This window comes from Chungangia koreensis (assembly GCF_042651785.1).
GTDB lineage: Bacteria > Bacillota > Bacilli > Bacillales_A > Planococcaceae > Chungangia > Chungangia koreensis.
On record NZ_JBHSEC010000003.1, the window covers coordinates 150,795 to 168,866 of the forward strand.

An 18,072-nucleotide genomic window follows, 5' to 3' on the forward strand; every position below is an offset into this window, starting at 1 on the left:
GGGAAATGAAGATGAGAAAACTAAAACTATTAACCGTATTTATAATTGCAATCGTCCTTACTGGTTGTTCCTTACCTGGTTTAGGAGGCAACGCTGAAAACACTATCAAAATTTCGACATTAACCCATACGGAATCACAGGTGTTGGGATATCTTGTTGCCCATATGATCAAAGAAGAAACCGATCTGAATGTTGAGATGATCGAAAATCTCGGTACCTCTGTCATCGCCCATCAAGCGTTGACGAATAAAGAAGTCGATATTACAGCTGCTCGTTACACAGGAACTGATTTACCATCAGTATTGGAAGTCGAACCGATGAAAGACCCTGAAGAAGCTTTGGCTTTCGTTAAAAAGGAATTTGACGAGCGTTTTGACCAAATTTGGTATGACTCATATGGATTCCAGAACACCTACGCATTCACCGTGACGCAGGAATTTGCAGATGAACATGGTCTTGAAACAGTATCCGACTTGGAGAAAGTAGCAGCTGACATGACACTTGGAGTGGATAACAGCTGGTTGAATCGTGCTGGAGACGGTTACGAAGGGTTCATTGAAACATATGGTTATGAATTTGGCGAGGCATTGCCGATGTCGATCGGTCTTGTCTATCAAGCGGTTAAAAGCGGAAAGATGGATATCGTGCTTGCTTACAGTACGGACGGCCGTTTGAAGGCATACAATTTAAAAACATTGGAAGATGATAAAAAATTCTTTCCTCCCTATGATGCATCACCAGTGACACGTAAAGATGTCATCGAGAAGCACCCAGAAATAGACGAACTGTTAAAACGCTTTGCCGGAAAAATCGATGCGGACACGATGACACAATTGAACTACGAGGCGGATGTTGAGAAAAAAGAGCCATCCGTTGTGGCAAAACAATTCTTAGAGAAACATAACTATTTTAGAGGGGAGTGATGGAAATGGATACGATTCAAGAGTTATGGACTTATTACATCGTCAACGGATCATATGTGTGGGAGCAATTCTCGCGCCACTTCCTTATGTCGATCTACGGAGTACTATTTGCAGCAATTGTGGGGATTCCTGTAGGGATTTTAATTGCACGGTATGGAAAATTAAGTAACGTGATCCTTTCACTTACGAATATCATTCAAACCATTCCGGCTCTTGCCATGCTTGCAGTACTCATGGTCGTCATGGGACTCGGTGCTAACACTGTTGTCATGAGCCTATTCCTTTATTCACTATTACCGATCATTAAAAACACGTATATTGGCATTAAAAGTGTAGATTACGCGATTTTAGAAGCTGGACGCGCAGTGGGCATGACGCCATGGCAACGTTTGTATATGGTTGAACTTCCGCTTTCTCTATCAGTCATCATGGCAGGAATTCGGACAGCCTTGGTCATTGCAATTGGTGTTGCCACGATTGGAGCATTTATCGGAGGCGGCGGACTTGGATCGATTATCATTCGGGGAACGAATGTAACCGACGGAGCGGCTATCATCCTGGCAGGTGCTATTCCCACTGCACTTATGGCAGTAATCGCAGACTTTGTGCTTGGAAGAATCGAGCATGCATTGTCCCCTGCCAATAAAAAACGAACAACTATTAACACAGATCATCCAAAGCAAGCCACCAGTTAAATGCAAAATTAAAGGGAGCTGAATCAGCTCCCTTTTTTCCTACTATAATCTTCGTTCGTCATAATGCTCTTTGTAATCGCCGATGGTATCCTGGACTTTGCCTTTCGCCTTATCAGCTTTACCTTCCATTTGAAGCGAGTGATCGTCTGTTGCGTTGCCCCATTGGTCCTTCGCTTCACCCTTCACCTTATTAACGGTGCCTTTGAGTTTGTCCGACATATAATCATGATCTTTGTCAGCCATGAATATCACCCTCCTTCTTGCTTATTATTTACCCGATATGAGATAAGGCAAAACAATTGTCTTCCAGTATTAAGAAACTACTATATAAATTAGGAAAAGTATCCCTTCTACCTATACTTTGACTTCGAAATGATTCTTCCTTCCTATTTTGGGTATAATACAGGTTTGTTAGAATATGGTTATCCTATAAATATAACTTAATGAAACGAACAGGCTTTTAGTTATTTGACTATTCACAACATTCGAAAGTCCTATTAATAGTGAAGTAATTTTACTTCTTTAGTAGTATCTTTAGAAATTGAGTAAATTTTATTGGTATTTACTCAATTTCAGCTATATGATAAAAGTGTAAATAGTCTGTAATTATTGTGTAAAAGAGCCGATGGAAAGGAGGATCCATTTGGGAAGTGCAGCAAAACGGTTTCGGCCGAATATGAGCCCAGATGAAATTATAGCAGCTATGAATATTAACAATATCGGAAGAACCGGGAAAAAGCCTCCAGAGGATGGGGAAAAACAACTGATTGAAAACTTTAAATTGTTACTACTTGAATCTACCCAAAGAAAAAAGATTTTCGAACAATATTTATATTTACAAGACCACCCCATCACCCATTTCGATAAGAAATTAAAACTCGACTTCGACATTCAACAAATTAGATTTCATGTTTTAAATGGGGATATGGAAGCGGCAGAACAGATTATAAAAGATGTTTATCTTTATGAAGATGCTTTTGATGATGAACAGCATTATTATTACAATAAACACTTAGGAAATTTCCATTATGCCCATGGAGATTACAAAAAAGCCTTTGATCATTATGCCATAGCAGAAAAGTTAGTTTTAGATTCATTCCCCCAATTAGAATTAGGTGATTTATATTATTCTTTAGGATTAACAGCTTCTCAATTTTTTGAGACAGTTAAAGGACTAAAATATACGGAAATAGCGTTAAAAATATATCAACAGGAATTTGTTCCTAAACGGATTACTGAATGTCATATTAATTTAGGAGTCATTCATAGCAGACTTCGCAACTTTAAAACTGCGATTGATCATAATCACGCTGCCCTTAAAATCGGTCAAGAATTAAACTCGAACTTATTAAGATTCTCTACAGAATACAACTATGGATATATCTATTTCCAATTTCAAAATTATCAACTTGCAATTGAACATATTTCTAAAAGTCTTGACCATTTACCTCCTGAATACGTCACGGATTACTTAATGAGTTTTAATAGCTTAGTTAAAGCTTCAAATGAGTTAGGTGATAAAGAACAAGCACTTTATTGGTTGGATAGAGGAAGTGAGATTGCCAATGAGATAGATAGTGAAGAAATAATTGATAGAAATGTCAAAGAAGTATACACTGAACATAAAGTTCTATCCTTTTTCCTAAATAATGAGATAGAACAGTATGAAAATTTAATGTTAAATGTTTGGTTACCATTACTTGAACATAAAAACCACCTATTTGAATTAGGTTATTATTATAATCAAGTGGGTAATTATTACTTGGGTAAAGGGGAGTTTGAAAAAGCTGCCCATATGCTAAAAAAAGCAAGTAATACTTTCCAACATTTAATGACAACCGGATAAGGAGTGAAGTTGAATGAAAAAGTTAGTATCAATTTTTTGCTTAGTTGCATTACTATTTGCCGGATCTCATTTTACCGCTAATCAGAACGAAGAGAATCTGGCTGCAGAAAAACTTCCGCCACCTTGGAGCATTAAATCCTTGGCTGCGGAAAAGCTTCCTGAGCCTTGGAGCGTTAAATCACTTGCTGCAGAAAAGCTTCCTGAGCCTTGGAGCGTTAAATCACTTGCTGCAGAAAAGCTTCCTGAGCCTTGGAGCGTTAAATCCCTGGCTGCAGAAAAACTTCCTGAACCTTGGAGCGTTAAATCACTTGCTGCAGAAAAGCTTCCTGAGCCTTGGAACGTTAAATCCCTGGCTGCGGAAAAACTTCCTGAGCCTTGGAACGTTAAATCACTTGCTGCAGAAAAGCTTCCTGAGCCTTGGAACGTTAAATCCCTGGCTGCGGAAAAGCTTCCTGAGCCTTGGAGTGTTAAATCCCTGGCTGCGGAAAAACTTCCTGAGCCTTGGAGTGTTAAATCACTTGCTGCAGAAAAGCTTCCTGAGCCTTGGAGTGTTAAATCCCTGGCAGCTGAAAAACTCCCTGAACCATGGAGTGTGAAAGCTCTTGCAGCTGAAAAACTCCCTGAACCTTGGAGTGTAAAACCACTAGCATAATATCATAATCAACATGAAGCAATCATACTTACAAAGATAAACAGCTCACGGATTACTCCGTGAGCTGTTTTATTATGCCTTTATTCAGAAGCTACTTCTTCTTTGTTCTCTTCGAGTTCATCCATTCGTTCTTTCAAGGTTTTGTGTTGGTTTTCGTATCCAGGTTTGTTCAATAGAGCGAACATGTTGTTTTTGTATGCTTCTACGCCTGGTTGATCGAAAGGATTTACTCCGAGCAAGTAGGCGCTCATGGCACATGATTTCATGAAGAAGTAGATTAAGTATCCGATGTGGTATTCATCCAGTACGTGTACATTCAGTTTTACTACTGGAACGCCGCCATCCACGTGCGCAATGGCCGTTCCTTCTTTAGAAAGACAGTTAATCTCATTGACTGTTTTATCTACTAAATAATTCAGTCCATCCCGATCATCTTCCATAAATGGAATTTCGATATCATCTTCTACTTGATCGAAATGTAGAATTGTTTCAAATAAGAAGCGATGGCCATCCTGGATATATTGACCAATTGAATGAAGGTCCGTTGAATAAGAAACAGCAGCTGGGAAAATCCCCTTCTTCCCTTTCCCTTCACTTTCACCGAATAATTGTTTCCACCATTCATGGAAATTCTTCAATGAAGGTTCGAAACTGGCCAGCAGCTCCATCGTATAGCCTTTTGAATAAAGAATGTTCCGTATGACTGCGTATTCGTAGGCAGGATTATCCGAAATGGTTTCACTCTGCAAATCAAAGGCAGCTCGCTTTGCACCATTTATTAATTCGGAAATATTACAGCCCGCTGCGCAAAGCGGTAATAACCCAACAGGTGTTAATACAGAATACCGCCCACCAATATCGTCGGCAATCACAAATGAACGATAGCCCTTTTCATCGGCAAGCTCACGAAGAGCCCCTTTTTTCAGATCCGTTGTTACAATAATCCGCTCTGAAGACTCATCGCCGTAGCGTGCTTCCATGTAATCACGAATCAGCCTGAAAGCAATCGCCGGTTCCGTAGTAGTTCCAGATTTTGAAATGACATTCACGTAAATTTCTTTACCCTTAATATAAGAAAGAAGCTGTTTCAAATAAGCTCCGCTCATATTTTGGCCAGCATAAATGACCTCTACTCCCTCACTTTTCGGTCCAAAATAAGGTGCTAATGCTTCTTGGACGGCGCGTGCTCCTAAATAGGAACCCCCCACACCAATTACTATTAAAACATCTGCATTCTTCTTAATTTCATCTGTTACATTCTGAATTGCCTTCAGCATTTCACTATGATCTTCCAAAGGATTATCCAGCCATCCTAAAAAGTCAGATCCTTCTGCCATTCGTTCATGCATAGCAGTGTGAAGTTTAGAAACATGATCTTGATAATGGTTTATTTGACTGTCCGTTACAAATTCTTTTAATAAGTTAGTATGTAAGGCAACTGGTTTACGGTTCATTCTCTATCTCCTAAATCGTGTATTGCCATTATTTTACCATAGCTGCCGGACTTTATCGACTTTAACAACAAAACAAAAAATCTGCGAGACTCCATTTATAAGTCTCGCAGATGCTTCGGTTTAATGCTTTACAACTCCACAAGCGATACGTTTACCGGAATCACCAGAAGGCTGGCTTGATCCATCATCCGCATTTTCGTGAATTACTAACGCAGTACCGCCCTCCTTAAATAACGAGTTCTTCGCACCTGATTCCAACGTTACGTTTTCAGCAGTGAATTCTGCTTGCGCTTTTCCGTCGCCATCTACTGTCAAATTAGGTAAATCTCCTGCATGACTTCCATGATCAGCAGTTGTAGGATTGAAATGCTCTCCCGCTGTGGCAAAGTCCGGAGCATCACATTTTCCAAACTCATGGAAATGGAGACCGTGATCGCCTTCATCAAGACCTTCTGCGTTGACTTTTACTAGGACACCTTTGTCTTCCTGTGTCAGTTCCGCTGTCCCCACGACATCTCCGTCAGTGTTGATCAGATCGACTGTTACGAATGTCCCTACACCTTCACCGTCAGTAGCTGATTCTCCAGATGGGGGATTGGTTTCTTCCACACCTGAACTACCTTCAGTATCTTTTGGTGCAGTTCCATCAGTTTCAGTGGCTGGTTCATCTGTTCCCTCTTGATCGTTCCCGTCACCACAAGCTGTTAAGACGAGAGTAAACAGAATGGCCAGTAGGAATAATATCCATTTTTTCATATGCAGGTCTCCTTTTAGAAAGTTACGTACTACTTCTAAAATTGACCTGAATAACCCTATTTAAACATTAAAGAGGGTAAATAAACCTTTTGTAATGGGAATCTAATATTCGTTATCCGAAAGAAGTATAACCAGTTCCTTAATACTATGAATAATATAGGTTGGCTTTCCCCAGTGTGGCAGTTCTGTTAACCCCATCTTCGTCTCACAATTTAGTTTGTTTAATAAAAATTCAGCAACATCAGAATGATTCACTCGATCCACAATGGGCAAACGTTGAATTTTTTCTGGTAATGAACGATTTATCAAAACCGATGGAACCCCTGCTTCGTATGCCGAACGGACATCGTGTTCCAACCGATCTCCTACATGAAATGCGATTTCCCCATTAACACCATTAAAAATTCGAGGATCCGGTTTTGCATACCCGGCCTCTGAAGGAGTTATGATTATATCGAATAAAGGAGTTAACTGAAGTGCATCCATCACTGGCTTTTGATACTTCAAATAGCCATTCGTCACGGCAGCAAGGGCATAGCCACTCTTTTTCAATGTGTTAAGGACTTCTATAACTTCATCCTCAAGCAAATAAATCGACGGTGCATGACAATACTGACATACGATTTTCTCAATATCGATCGAGTCCGAGATATTATTCTTTCTCAAGAAAGTCGATACAATGTCATCCCAGTCATATGCTTCCACCCAGCGATTTGCGTCTATCCTCAAAGTATGTTCAGCAAGAATATCAGGTAAAACATTCCCAATACCGCCTACCTTCTCTAACACAAGCCGTTCAATTTCCGGAAATACTTGACCAACAAAAGGATTTTGCATTAAGGTTCCGTCAAGATCAAAAGTAATCCACTTCTTCATGAACAGGTTTCCCCTTTTAAAAAGCCCTGCAGGTAAATCCCTGCAAGGCTTTTGGTTATTTCTTCACTAAATTAAACGATGCGATATAGCCATAAATTTTCTTACCATTCTTTTCAACCATGGCCGGGTACCAAACGAATGCATTTGTAGAGTTTTTATTCTCATCATACACCGGGCCACCAACGATATGAATGTCGTTCGTTGTGCTAACTGACGTATAACTTAGACCTACCGTCGGTGTTGGTCTCAAACGTCCTTCAACAGTAGAACGTACATCGTCACCAGCTACAAAACGTTCGGCTGAAGCAGTCTCTGTATTCCCTTTTAGAGGGAAATGAGTCTTATTGAATTTAATGACCCAATTTGTTTCAGGACCATAGGTGAAATCTGAGCTGCTCATTTCGATATTAGCAATCTTTGTAGATTTCAAACCATTTTCTGCAATTTGAGCGTACACCTTCTCTTGGTATGCGCCTGGATTTCTTAAACCAGTTTCCTTTACAATCGGGCTATTCAATCCAACTACACCGTTATAAGCCATCACTGCAAAGTACCAACTTTCCAATGAGTTCGGCGACTTACTGCCGACTGTAGGCAAGACAGAACGTCCGAAGTTCTTCTTCAACATTTCGACTCCCACTTCAATATTATATGTGAGGTCATTTTCTAAGCGTTCAACATTATAACCATCTGTAAGTGTAATCTGCATAACGCCGATTCCACCATCAGTAGATTTAAATGGAGTTCCATCTGCATTAAATTGTTTCCAAGGACCGTTTTCCGCAGAAGCGATTCCTTTCACAATTTCAGGAGGAACCCCTTGCTTTAAAGCCTCTCTTGTCAATAAACAGTTTACAGTTTGGCGATCCGGATTTGTTTTGCTTGCCGGATCGTAACCACAAGTATTCACGTCAACACGGAAATCTGCATTTAAAGCCCTTGCTAAAAAGGCCGAAAACTCCCGTCTTGTCAGTTCAGTGTTCGATTTAAAAATCCCGCCATTATAACCATTAGTAATTCCGGCAGCTAATATTCTACGGATGGAAGAATAAGAGACTTGTTTAATTGAAACATCCTTAAAAGCGATAACTTCCTCGTCTTGAAGATTAAACGCACGAGCAATAAAGATCGCCATCTCGCCTCGGTTCACCACTTTATTCGGCTTAAATATTCCATTACCGTAACCCTGCAAGATTCCGCGATCATTAGCAGACTGGATTGCTCCTGAAGCTTCTATGTCAGAAGGAACATCTTTAAACTCTGTTTTCGTTTTTTCAGTATCAAGTCCAATTGCACGGGCAATCATCAAGGCTGCCGCACCACGGGTAACGTTGTCCTCAGGACCGAAACGTCCATCTTCGTATCCCTTAATGATTCCTTTTTCATACAAGTACATCATTTCTTTTTCAAACGGATCGCCAGGCTTCACATCAGAGAAACCTGTTTCGGCACTCGCTTGACCTCCAAAACCGATCAACATAAACATTGAAACTACTACTATTGCAATCTTTCTCATTCGATTTCCCTCCCTTATCTATTAGGTTACCGAAAATTGGGAGAGAATGAAACACTTTAAATAGAGATTTTCTTTATTTTACTAATTTTTCCTTCCAATAAAAAAGGCTATCCCCATTTTCGGAGATAACCCTTTCCCATAAAACGTATTAACTTTCTTTCTTTTTGTTAACGATGATGGCATCAATAACTTTGTCTTTCTCTTTCGATTTAACCGTCACAACCGTATCTTCTACAAACTCATACGTCAACGTATAAGTTCCGGGCGCATTGTTGTACATCGCACCCTCGGTTGCTGGAGCGCCCCAAGCTTCAATAAATTCACTCGTTGTTGTGTTGTCGCTTTCAGGTACATGGTATGCAATCGCGACCACTTTTCCATCCTTTACGCCATATGCGTATTTTTCATATGTTATGAAATTGACGTCGTCTACATCTTCTTCCGCTTGTGGTTCACCCATTTGTGATTTGACATCATCTTCGGGGTCATCCAATTTTATATTTGAACCCGGCATATTGCCTTGGCTTACTTCATTATAGAAATCCTTTGTCAAATAATTTTTAGCTTCATTCTGCTCGTTATCATCATCTGCTCCGTCTTGTTCATGCTGTTCATCTTCGTTAATTACCGCATCGTCACCTAACTCTTCAGTGCCCAAATCGTCCATTGCTTCTTCGGGGTTTTCGTTACCATCATTATTGTTACAGCCAGCAAGCAGCATGATCGCAGCAAACGGCAAAAACCATTTTTTCATGCATTCAAACCCTTTCTGTTAAATTTCATCTGTGTAGTTATCATTCCCCCGAATTGAAAAATAAAACAATATCCCAACGCTTTAGCCATGTTCAAATGAAAAGAAAAAACGTCCGTTAAAACGGACGCTTAATAGACAATTGTCTGCTTCTCTCTCAACACGGTTTTCAGAACTTTCCCACTCGCATTACGTGGCAGACTGTCAATGAATTCAATGTCAGTCGGTATTTTATATTTGGCTAAACGCTCTTTACAATAATCCAAAACGGACTCTTCGGAAAGAGTTTGCCCAGGCTTCAATACGATATACGCCTTCGGAACTTCACCGTACACCTCATGTGGAATTCCGATTACCGCTGCTTCTAAGATTTCCGGGCGTTCAAACAGCACTTCTTCCACTTCGAGCGGATATACATTTTCGCCACCACGGATGATCATGTCTTTTTTTCGGTCGACGATATATAAAAGTCCGTCTTCGTCCATCTTTCCTAAATCGCCGCTATACAACCAGCCATTCCGGAGTGCCTTTCGAGTCTCATCTTCATTTTTCAAATAGCCTTTCATCACTTGTGGACCCTTAACGACAATTTCCCCAACTTCACCGGCAGGTAGCGGTTCTCCAAATTCGTTCACGATTTGAATCTCGGTCATTGGCAATGGTCTACCAACAGAACCGACTTTCGTGAGCACATGCTCATCAGTCAAGGACGTAGCCGCTGGGGAGTTTTCCGTTTGGCCATATAGATTTTGAAGTTTGACCTCCGGAAATAATGATTTCACCCGCTTCACTAATTCATAAGGCATCGGTGATGCACCATACGTAAATAATCGTAAGTCAGACAGATTCGCTTCTTTTATAGTCTCTGTATTCAACAAAATGGCATACATAGCCGGAACACCGAAGAAAATGGTCGCCTTTTCCTCTTCCATCGTCCGAAGTGTCTGTTCAGGTGAAAAGCCTTCTTCAATTATTAACGTCCCACCTGAATAAATGATCGGAATACTGAACACATGGCTTGCTGCACAATGGAAAAGTGGAGCCACAATATGCATCCGGTCGCTGCTGTTTAACTTCATCGACTCTGACCAGATTTGAGCAGTCGCAAATGTGTTTTTATTCGTAAGCATAACACCTTTAGGTTTTCCGGTTGTGCCTGACGTATAAAAGATGACAGCGGTATCCTCATCACTTCGTTCAGGTTCCACGAATCCTTCGTCCGATCCGTCGATTAAATCCTCCAGCCTCACTTCTGCATCCGCGTTGCCAACAACAACTGTATCTTGTACATGTATTAATTTCGGAGAAATACCCTCTAAAGTCTCCTTAAGCCGTTCATCATAAATGACAGCCTTCGCCTCTGAATGATTCAATATATACTCGACCTCTCGCCCGGTCAGTTTTATATTGATCGGTAAAACTGTAAATCCACCAATTTGGCACGCATAATAGCAAATGAGAAAATAATCCGAGTTGTGTAAATAGAGCGCAATGATGTCTTCCTTTTTATAGCCCTTCCGTTGAAAATGCGTTGCTACATTCTTCGCCTTTTGGTAGAAATCCGCATATGAAGTGACCCGTCCATTGAATGACGTAATTGTGTGATCCGGTGTCAGATCCACTTGCCCTTTCAACTGTTCAGCAATAAACATCTGGCTACAACTCCTTTATTCTATTTATCCATTCTATTATAATTGAAAATTTATAATGATTGAAATTTTTAGAATAAAAGACATCAAAAAAAGCATCCGGAGCAGTTCTCCGGATGCTTGAGGGTCTTCTGTAATATGAGCATTTTCAAAACAGGGAGAAAAACCGGGTAACCAGCCCGTTGCTCATAAATAAAGGATATCACCGTTTCCGCCTTTTTAAACAGAAAATACTTACTACCCAAGCCCATATTTTCCAGGTATTTTACAGCTTAGTTTCAGAGAGATTGCAGTATCATTTCAAAACAGAAAAAAGACCGAATCTCAAAGGAGATCCGGTCCAAAGTGAACAATAATTATTCTGTTACAGCAGCTGCTTTTACATCTACTGTTACTGGTTGAGTTTTAATAACGTCACCAGCTGGATTCAATACACGCATTGTGAATTCGCCTTTAGTACCTTCAGTCAATGCGATACCGCCAACAAAAATCTTACCGGAAACATCGAAAGTTAAAGCATCTTCGTTAGCGGTAACTGCATCAACAGTACCTAAAAGGATATCAGTACCTGCAGTGTAACCATTCGCTACTGATGCTGTTTCGACAAAGATTACGCCTTTACCATCTGCATAGCCAAATGATACAGCGTCAGTTGAAGTCAATTTAATTCCTTCAGCTTTAAGCAAATCAGTCATAGCTGCATCAGCAGATTCTACTTTATCGGAAGCAAATTCAACGCTATCAATTGAAGGAGATGTATTTTCTACAGTTACTGTTACTGTATCACGAACGATAGATCCTTCTTTGATGATGATATCGGCAGTTCCTGTTTTAACAGCTGTCACAGTGATGACGCCATTTCTTTCAGAAACGTTGACATTGTCATTAGAAGCAGAAACTGTGAACTTTTGATCAGCTCCGATTGTTTCAGTTAGTCCGATCAACATACCATCTGCATTGTATTGGTTATAAACAAGTTTAACAGACGCATCGGATTTTACTGGGTTCAAGTCAAGAGTAGTATCAGACTCAGTGCTTAGAACTTCCAATAGGCGCTTTGCCACTACATTGCTGGAGCCAACTTTAACTGAAAGAGTCAGTAATGTTGTTTCTCCAACTTTTATTTCTGCGTTGCCAACACCTGTTTCACCAGTTGCGACTACTGTTGCAATCGCTTCACCAGCAGTATCGGATTCGGAAACAGTTACGTTTGCAATTGTTTTCTCGCCTGCTTTAACAGCTACAGGTTCTACAACTTTGAAGCCTTGGAACGGATCTCCGTATTGGTCAACAACCGTTACAGCAACAGCTTGGGATTTATTCGCCAAGATCGAAACAGAAGTGGATGTTGCTGAAACTTTAGCAGCTTTACGTGCTTCTTTTACGACTTCAACAGGAATTTCCATTTTAACTTCTGAATCTTTAACAGTTACAGTAATTGTCGCTTCACCTTCAGCAACAGTTGTTACATCACCATTTTGGTTTACAACTACTACGTTCTTATTAGAAGATTCGAATGCTAATCGAGTATTATCTGTGAAGTTTAAAGCACCCTTCAAAGAAGTTCCTTTAACGCCGCTGATTGATGCTTTTTCGTTCAGTACAAGTGTACCGCTTGTCAATTCAACACCGTCTACAGTTAATGCATAGTCATTCAATGCTACAACTGTCTTCGCGAAATCTTCAACTTTAACTGTTGTTTCAGAAGACTTCACTGTTTTACCGTCTTTTGTAATAGCTACTTTATAGGAGAATTCCTCTCCTTCAACGAATTTGGATTGATTTAATTCACCGGTTTTCGCGTCTTTCAACACATTTAAGTTTGTAGATTGGAACTCGACTGTGAAGCCTGCTTTAGTTAACTCTTCAACTGTTACTTCTTTGCCATTATTCACAGTGAAACCAAGGAATTGCGCATCAGCTTTAACGTCTACTAAAGAAGTCGTTGCTTCAACAGATGTAACTTCAGTAATTCCTTGAGCAGGAATCAAATCTTTTGCACGGAACATGAACAATGCGAACTCGCCGCGAGTGACGTTTGCATCGGGTGCGAATTGAGTAGCCGTTTTACCCAATGTAATTTCATGTTTTACGAGAGCGTCTACATATTCATCCCATTGGTCAGCAACGTCAGTGAATTGGTTGTCCAATCCTTCGCCATTCAATCGGTATGCGTTCGCGATAATTTTAGCCATTTCAGAACGTTTGATTTTATCGTCAGGTGCGAATGAAGTTTCACTCTTACCATTGATTACTTTTAAACTATGTAAAGCGTTGACAGCGCCAGCTACACGGTCATTAATATCTGTAAATGGTGAAGCAGGTGCATTTTCAACATCAAGTTTTAGAGCCTTTGCAATCATGACTGCAGCGTCTCCACGCTTAATTGAATCATTTGTGCCGAAAGAATGTTCACCAGTTCCTTGTGTGATTTCATTATCAACCAAATAGTTTACTGAGTCAGTATACTTATCGTTCACATCAGTGAATTTCATTTCTGCTGCAGCAGCTGGTACAACTGCGGACGCTACGATTGCTGCTGTAGCGGCTGTTGCTGTGAACTTTTTATAGGATTTTTTATTGAAAGACATAAATCTTTCCCCCTGATTCTAATTTATTGCGCCTTCGAAAAATCTTGAATTTGAAAGAACGCTTCTTAAGACTATCAATATTACAAATAGATTACAATAAACTTGAATATATTGCTAAATTTTACATAATTAAATGGAATTGGGTGGTCATACATGAAAATATTTCCCCAAAAGTAAAGAAGACCAGATCGGCGAAAAAGCCAATCTGGTCTTCTTTTCAAACAGGTCGGTGATCCAAGAAATTCTGATACGCGAATCCTTTAACCTGTTCCTCTGTATAGTATTTTAATAGTTCATTCAGTAAGTTCGGATGCATAGAAGCATCTTCCAATCTACCAATCTTCGCTGTAATTCCATCAAAGTCAGAACCGATCCCGATATTATGTATCCCGCCAATTGAACAGAAATGGTCGATATGTTTTATCAAATCTCCAATCTCCACGTCACCAGTTTCTTTCACGAATTCTGTTACAAATGTTACATGGACCATCGCATTTCGATCGAACATCACTTTCGCCTGTACGTCCGTTAAATTACGTGCATTCGGACAAATCGACTTTGAATTCGAGTGGCTCGCAATCGGATATTTGGCTATTTCCATTACATCCCAAAACGATCTTTCACTCAAATGAGAAACATCCGTGAACATCTGATGCTCGTTATTGAACGTCACAATTTCCTTACCAAATGACGTTAGACCCGCACCTCGTTCTTCTAAAATACCGTCTGCCGCAAGGTTTGCATTGTTCCAAGTCAACCCGATCGAGCGAACTCCCAACTCATGCAAAATGGTCAACTTATTGATATCATTCCCGATGGCATCTACGCCTTCAAGCGACAATAGCGCGCCAATCTCACCGTCCTGAAGTTTGTCGATATCCGTCCAATCCCGAATCAGTTTCATATGAGGATTGCTGCCGAGCACCCTTTTATGAAAATAATGGACTTGATCCATCGCTACGCTAAACTTCTCTTCCACCTTTACTTCAGGTAAAACAAAAATGGCAAACGTCTGGAGCATCACATTTCCTGCTTTCAGCTTCTCTAAATTGGCATCCAGATCGCCGTCGAGGAAATCGACTGCCCCTTTTGACCGTTGCATCTTCCATAACACATCACAATGTAAATCGATCGTCTTCAAGCTGTATGCCTCCCCGTTGCACAAACTGATACAAAGTGCTCAAATATTTTTAGTGAAAGCGGATCACCTTTCAGCGCCATACCTTCCGGATGCCATTGCACCCCTAACACGAACCGATGTCTCCGGCTTTCAATTGCTTCAATTATACCATCTGATGCGATACCAGAAGCCACGAATGAAGGAGCTACATCCTTTACAGCCTGGTGATGGTAGGAGTTTACTGTAATCCGGTCCGATCCGGACAATCTCTGTAAATGAGACTCTTCTGATACATGTACATAGTGGGAAGGATGATAACGCGGTGCATCTTGGCTATGTTGCAAAAGCTCTCCTTTATGTTGGCTCAAATCCTGATATAATGTGCCTCCAACCGCGACATTCAAAATTTGCATCCCACGGCAAATCCCCAAAATAGGCTTATTCAAGTAAAGGAAATGTCTCGCTAATTCAACTTCCAGTGCATCCCGCTCCGGTGTCACTTCACCCAATTTCGGGTGTGGCTCCTGCCCAAACAAAAGAGGGTTCGGATCATTTCCTCCTGACATCATCAACCCATCCACCAAACCGGCAAGCTGAACGACATCCGTCTCGGTGCCCATTGGTATGACTAACGGAATCCCACCTGCCCGAATTATCGCTTCAGCGTAATCATTATTCAAAAAATGTTTTTGTTCATCGATACTACACGTTAAGCCAATTACCGGTTTCATTGAACCAACCTCCTACTCTAATTCATAATATTCGAGGCCAATCCAACTTTTCCTTTCTTCTCCAATAAAAATAATGAGAGGGCTGCACGAAGTATCCAAGTAAAAAAGAGGAAGGCTTCCGGTAAATCAGATGTCCCATCCAGTTGAAACACTTTTTCTACTACTTACCACTTATATGTCGACTATCTCTCCTATACGTCTCGACTACCTAAAACAACCATGTCGACTACCCCACAGTTAATAGTAATCACCCCTTCTCCCACCAAAATTCCCCCCTCCTTCTTCATTCTAAACAGCCAAAACTCAACATAAAAATGGGATAAGCATTATATAGAGCGGAGGAAAATCGAATGGAAGATTCTTCATGATTGGCATCCTATTAACCAAAACACAGATAGAAAGACCAATTGGGGATATCGGGCACCCCAATACCCTGCCATTTCCTGCCGTCTTTGAAACGGCAAGTCGCGAGGAAGAGCTCCTTCCACTTGCAAGAAACTTAAAAAGCAGAGGCGCTAAAACTCTTATTACTGAACACCTGACTGACCCACAAAAATTTCACGAACTTTCCATACCAACTTTCACATCACCACTCATTCTACTCCCAACCCTCATCCCATCCATACCGGGTAAAATCGCCATCTTCTCGGACAAAGAAGCGTCGATTACTCCAAAGCTGCTCGAAACGTACCATGTCCCTCCCAATTTTCCACTGATCCCATCAGGAATGGACGATATGCCGGCGTTCACAGAAGCCTATGTATTCGGTACAAGGCCGATTGATGTGGAAGCGATCAATTTCGAGCTAACATTTGTAACACAACGAATCAGGAAAGCTAATCCTGATCTCGGTGCCATCATTTTAATGAGCCCGTATATGTCCGCCTTCCGTAAGGCGATACAGGAAGCAGCCGACGTCCCTATTTACGATATTGTCTCTTTAGTTAAATTTGTCCACGACTCCTATTCCTAAAATGGACAAGGGGCAGTCCGAGTAACCCGGCTGCCCCTTGTCTTTATTATAAGAACCCGATGACTTTCCACCAAGTCGCTGCAACGATCAACATGATCACCATCGAAAGCAGTGTAGCGAAAAAACCCGGTTTTAGTAAATCTCTTTGTGTAATTAAACCCGTGCCATGAGCGAGTAGATTCGGCATCGTTTCCACAATGAGCATGAATCCATGTAGACTTGCAAGTCCTGCAGTAAAACCAATGACGACTGGATCAGCACCAGCATTCACAGCGACGCTCACCATAATCGGAATGAACGTCACGACAGCTGTTGAGACATTGGATATGACCTTGTGAAAAATTTGAGCTAATAAGATAACAACGGCTATAGCCAATAAAGGCTCTCGCATGATCGCTAAGAACCATTCAGCACTTAAGTATCGACTAATGGTTGTGGCAGCTCCGGATTCTGTTAACGCATAACCCATAGACAACGTCACACCTAATAGGAGTACCGTTCCAAAGTTAATCTTAATAACATCCTCCCAATGCGCCACGCCAATACCTGGAAGTGTCATCAACACAGCTCCCGCCAATGCAGGAATGCTCGGATGAAACCCATGTAGCGGCTCCGTTACCCATAATCCAACGATAAATAAAAGAATTACTAAACAACGGATCTCCTCCCGATTCAGAGGGCCAAGTTCTTCTAATTTCTTCCTCATTTCCTCTTGAACACTTGGAAACACCCGTTGATCTGTCGGAAGAGGATACAATTTCAATAACAAGAACCAGATGGAGGGTACAAGTAATAGCCAGATCGGAAACGTGTAGAGGAACCACTGAAAATACGTAATATTGACACCGGTAAACTGTTTTACGAGCTCAACCGTTAAAATATTCCCGATCGCAGCAGTTAGGATGGCCGTCCCGCTAATGTTTCCACCGAATGTAGCCCCTAATGCGATGAGTTTCCGTAAATTGCTATCCCTTTTAGCCCCGATTGTGTCAATCATCATGGAAGCTACGGGCAAAATGAGTGTAGACCGTACAGCCGTGGTCGGAATGAATATTGCCTGGATTTGCTGAATGATGATCAAGCTTCCGACAAGCCCCCTCGACGTGGTGCCCCAGCGATGTAAAATATGATAAGTAACGCGCTTGACTAATGTCGTCCTATTGACTGCACCCGCAATCATCATGCCTCCAATAATAAGAAATACCGCAGGTGAAGCAAACCCGCTATAAACTAACTCCGGTCCGCCCACATCAAATAAGAGCATGAGTAATAGGACAATGATGGCGGTCAGCCCGATTGGCACTGATTCGAATATCCAGAGAATGACACCGAAGCTGACGATGGCGGTCATTCGTTTTGCTTCCTCACTAAACGTATCAGGCAACCCGAATAACATCAGTACAAATACAGCAACAGCTAAAACGACACCAAACAAGGATTTTCCGTTCATTCCGAGTGTCATATAATCTTTTGATTTCCCCATGTTGTTCAATCCAATCTGCAATCTATTAAATTGAGTATAACAAAATCATAGAAAAA

16 protein-coding genes are annotated in these 18,072 nt (G+C 41.0%); 5 read left to right on the forward strand and 11 right to left on the reverse strand.

Annotated features, from left to right (window positions below; all coding sequences use genetic code 11):
* Window positions 1-5 precede the first annotated feature (5 nt).
* Window positions 6-923 carry an osmoprotectant ABC transporter substrate-binding protein gene (locus tag ACFOZY_RS03990; protein ID WP_378152509.1) on the forward strand — a complete coding sequence of 306 codons (918 nt, stop codon included), beginning with the start codon at window positions 6-8 and terminating at the stop codon, window positions 921-923.
* Complete coding sequence (locus tag ACFOZY_RS03995; protein WP_378152511.1) at window positions 920-1,618, forward strand: ABC transporter permease; 699 nt, start codon at window positions 920-922, stop codon at window positions 1,616-1,618. The genes ACFOZY_RS03990 and ACFOZY_RS03995 overlap by 4 nt, the downstream gene beginning before the upstream one ends.
* 42 nt (window positions 1,619-1,660) lie before the next feature.
* On the opposite strand, the gene ACFOZY_RS04000 is transcribed toward ACFOZY_RS03995, so the two are convergent.
* Window positions 1,661-1,861: a CsbD family protein gene (locus ACFOZY_RS04000; protein ID WP_378152513.1), complete on the reverse strand. Its 201-nt coding sequence runs from the start codon at window positions 1,859-1,861 to the stop codon at window positions 1,661-1,663.
* A 400-nt stretch (window positions 1,862-2,261) separates the two neighbouring features.
* Here ACFOZY_RS04000 and ACFOZY_RS04005 point away from each other — a divergent pair, with 400 nt between their 5' ends.
* Window positions 2,262-3,464: a tetratricopeptide repeat protein gene (locus ACFOZY_RS04005; RefSeq protein ID WP_378152515.1), complete on the forward strand. Its 1,203-nt coding sequence runs from the start codon at window positions 2,262-2,264 to the stop codon at window positions 3,462-3,464.
* A gap of 13 nt (window positions 3,465-3,477) precedes the next feature.
* On the forward strand, window positions 3,478-4,116 hold the full coding sequence (locus tag ACFOZY_RS04010) for a hypothetical protein (protein WP_378152517.1): 639 nt from the start codon (window positions 3,478-3,480) through the stop codon (window positions 4,114-4,116).
* Window positions 4,117-4,196: 80 nt separating this feature from the next.
* On the opposite strand, the gene ACFOZY_RS04015 is transcribed toward ACFOZY_RS04010, so the two are convergent.
* The 9 genes from ACFOZY_RS04015 to ACFOZY_RS04055 form a co-directional block, all read right to left on the reverse strand.
* Entirely contained in the window at window positions 4,197-5,570 is a 1,374-nt protein-coding gene (locus ACFOZY_RS04015) for a glucose-6-phosphate isomerase (RefSeq protein ID WP_378152519.1), read from the reverse strand.
* A 120-nt stretch (window positions 5,571-5,690) separates the two neighbouring features.
* The gene (locus tag ACFOZY_RS04020) at window positions 5,691-6,326 is read right to left on the reverse strand and encodes a superoxide dismutase family protein (protein ID WP_378152521.1); all 636 of its coding nucleotides are present in this window, start codon (window positions 6,324-6,326) and stop codon (window positions 5,691-5,693) included.
* A 102-nt stretch (window positions 6,327-6,428) separates the two neighbouring features.
* A complete protein-coding gene (locus ACFOZY_RS04025; protein ID WP_378152523.1) occupies window positions 6,429-7,202 on the reverse strand; it encodes an HAD family hydrolase in 774 nt (257 codons plus the stop codon).
* Between the two features lie 55 nt (window positions 7,203-7,257).
* Window positions 7,258-8,718 carry an S-layer homology domain-containing protein gene (locus tag ACFOZY_RS04030; RefSeq protein WP_378152525.1) on the reverse strand — a complete coding sequence of 487 codons (1,461 nt, stop codon included), beginning with the start codon at window positions 8,716-8,718 and terminating at the stop codon, window positions 7,258-7,260.
* A gap of 148 nt (window positions 8,719-8,866) precedes the next feature.
* Window positions 8,867-9,472 (reverse strand): DUF4309 domain-containing protein, encoded by a 606-nt coding sequence (locus ACFOZY_RS04035; protein ID WP_378152527.1) that lies wholly within the window; start codon window positions 9,470-9,472, stop codon window positions 8,867-8,869.
* A 128-nt stretch (window positions 9,473-9,600) separates the two neighbouring features.
* Window positions 9,601-11,121 (reverse strand): class I adenylate-forming enzyme family protein, encoded by a 1,521-nt coding sequence (locus ACFOZY_RS04040; RefSeq protein ID WP_378152529.1) that lies wholly within the window; start codon window positions 11,119-11,121, stop codon window positions 9,601-9,603.
* Between the two features lie 353 nt (window positions 11,122-11,474).
* Complete coding sequence (locus tag ACFOZY_RS04045; protein WP_378152531.1) at window positions 11,475-13,709, reverse strand: S-layer homology domain-containing protein; 2,235 nt, start codon at window positions 13,707-13,709, stop codon at window positions 11,475-11,477.
* Window positions 13,710-13,926: 217 nt separating this feature from the next.
* On the reverse strand, window positions 13,927-14,850 hold the full coding sequence (locus ACFOZY_RS04050) for a dipeptidase (protein ID WP_378152533.1): 924 nt from the start codon (window positions 14,848-14,850) through the stop codon (window positions 13,927-13,929).
* Window positions 14,847-15,560, reverse strand: coding sequence for a gamma-glutamyl-gamma-aminobutyrate hydrolase family protein (locus ACFOZY_RS04055; RefSeq protein ID WP_378152535.1), 714 nt, complete (start codon window positions 15,558-15,560; stop codon window positions 14,847-14,849). The genes ACFOZY_RS04050 and ACFOZY_RS04055 overlap by 4 nt, the downstream gene beginning before the upstream one ends.
* Before the next feature lie 364 nt (window positions 15,561-15,924).
* Here ACFOZY_RS04055 and ACFOZY_RS04060 point away from each other — a divergent pair, with 364 nt between their 5' ends.
* Complete coding sequence (locus ACFOZY_RS04060; protein WP_378152537.1) at window positions 15,925-16,533, forward strand: aspartate/glutamate racemase family protein; 609 nt, start codon at window positions 15,925-15,927, stop codon at window positions 16,531-16,533.
* 46 nt (window positions 16,534-16,579) lie between these two features.
* Here ACFOZY_RS04060 and ACFOZY_RS04065 read toward each other — a convergent pair whose 3' ends face one another.
* Window positions 16,580-18,016: an SLC13 family permease gene (locus ACFOZY_RS04065; RefSeq protein WP_378152539.1), complete on the reverse strand. Its 1,437-nt coding sequence runs from the start codon at window positions 18,014-18,016 to the stop codon at window positions 16,580-16,582.
* Window positions 18,017-18,072: the final 56 nt, after the last annotated feature.

Coding starts and splice junctions, on each gene's coding strand:
- ACFOZY_RS03990 (WP_378152509.1), top strand. CDS start 6: ATGAAGATGAGAAAACTAAAACTATTAACCGTATTTATAATTGCAATC.
- ACFOZY_RS04000 (WP_378152513.1), bottom strand. CDS start 1,861: ATGGCTGACAAAGATCATGATTATATGTCGGACAAACTCAAAGGCACC.
- ACFOZY_RS04010 (WP_378152517.1), top strand. CDS start 3,478: ATGAAAAAGTTAGTATCAATTTTTTGCTTAGTTGCATTACTATTTGCC.
- ACFOZY_RS04015 (WP_378152519.1), bottom strand. CDS start 5,570: ATGAACCGTAAACCAGTTGCCTTACATACTAACTTATTAAAAGAATTT.
- ACFOZY_RS04020 (WP_378152521.1), bottom strand. CDS start 6,326: ATGAAAAAATGGATATTATTCCTACTGGCCATTCTGTTTACTCTCGTC.
- ACFOZY_RS04025 (WP_378152523.1), bottom strand. CDS start 7,202: ATGAAGAAGTGGATTACTTTTGATCTTGACGGAACCTTAATGCAAAAT.
- ACFOZY_RS04030 (WP_378152525.1), bottom strand. CDS start 8,718: ATGAGAAAGATTGCAATAGTAGTAGTTTCAATGTTTATGTTGATCGGT.
- ACFOZY_RS04035 (WP_378152527.1), bottom strand. CDS start 9,472: ATGAAAAAATGGTTTTTGCCGTTTGCTGCGATCATGCTGCTTGCTGGC.
- ACFOZY_RS04040 (WP_378152529.1), bottom strand. CDS start 11,121: ATGTTTATTGCTGAACAGTTGAAAGGGCAAGTGGATCTGACACCGGAT.
- ACFOZY_RS04045 (WP_378152531.1), bottom strand. CDS start 13,709: ATGTCTTTCAATAAAAAATCCTATAAAAAGTTCACAGCAACAGCCGCT.
- ACFOZY_RS04055 (WP_378152535.1), bottom strand. CDS start 15,560: ATGAAACCGGTAATTGGCTTAACGTGTAGTATCGATGAACAAAAACAT.
- ACFOZY_RS04060 (WP_378152537.1), top strand. CDS start 15,925: ATGATTGGCATCCTATTAACCAAAACACAGATAGAAAGACCAATTGGG.
- ACFOZY_RS04065 (WP_378152539.1), bottom strand. CDS start 18,016: ATGGGGAAATCAAAAGATTATATGACACTCGGAATGAACGGAAAATCC.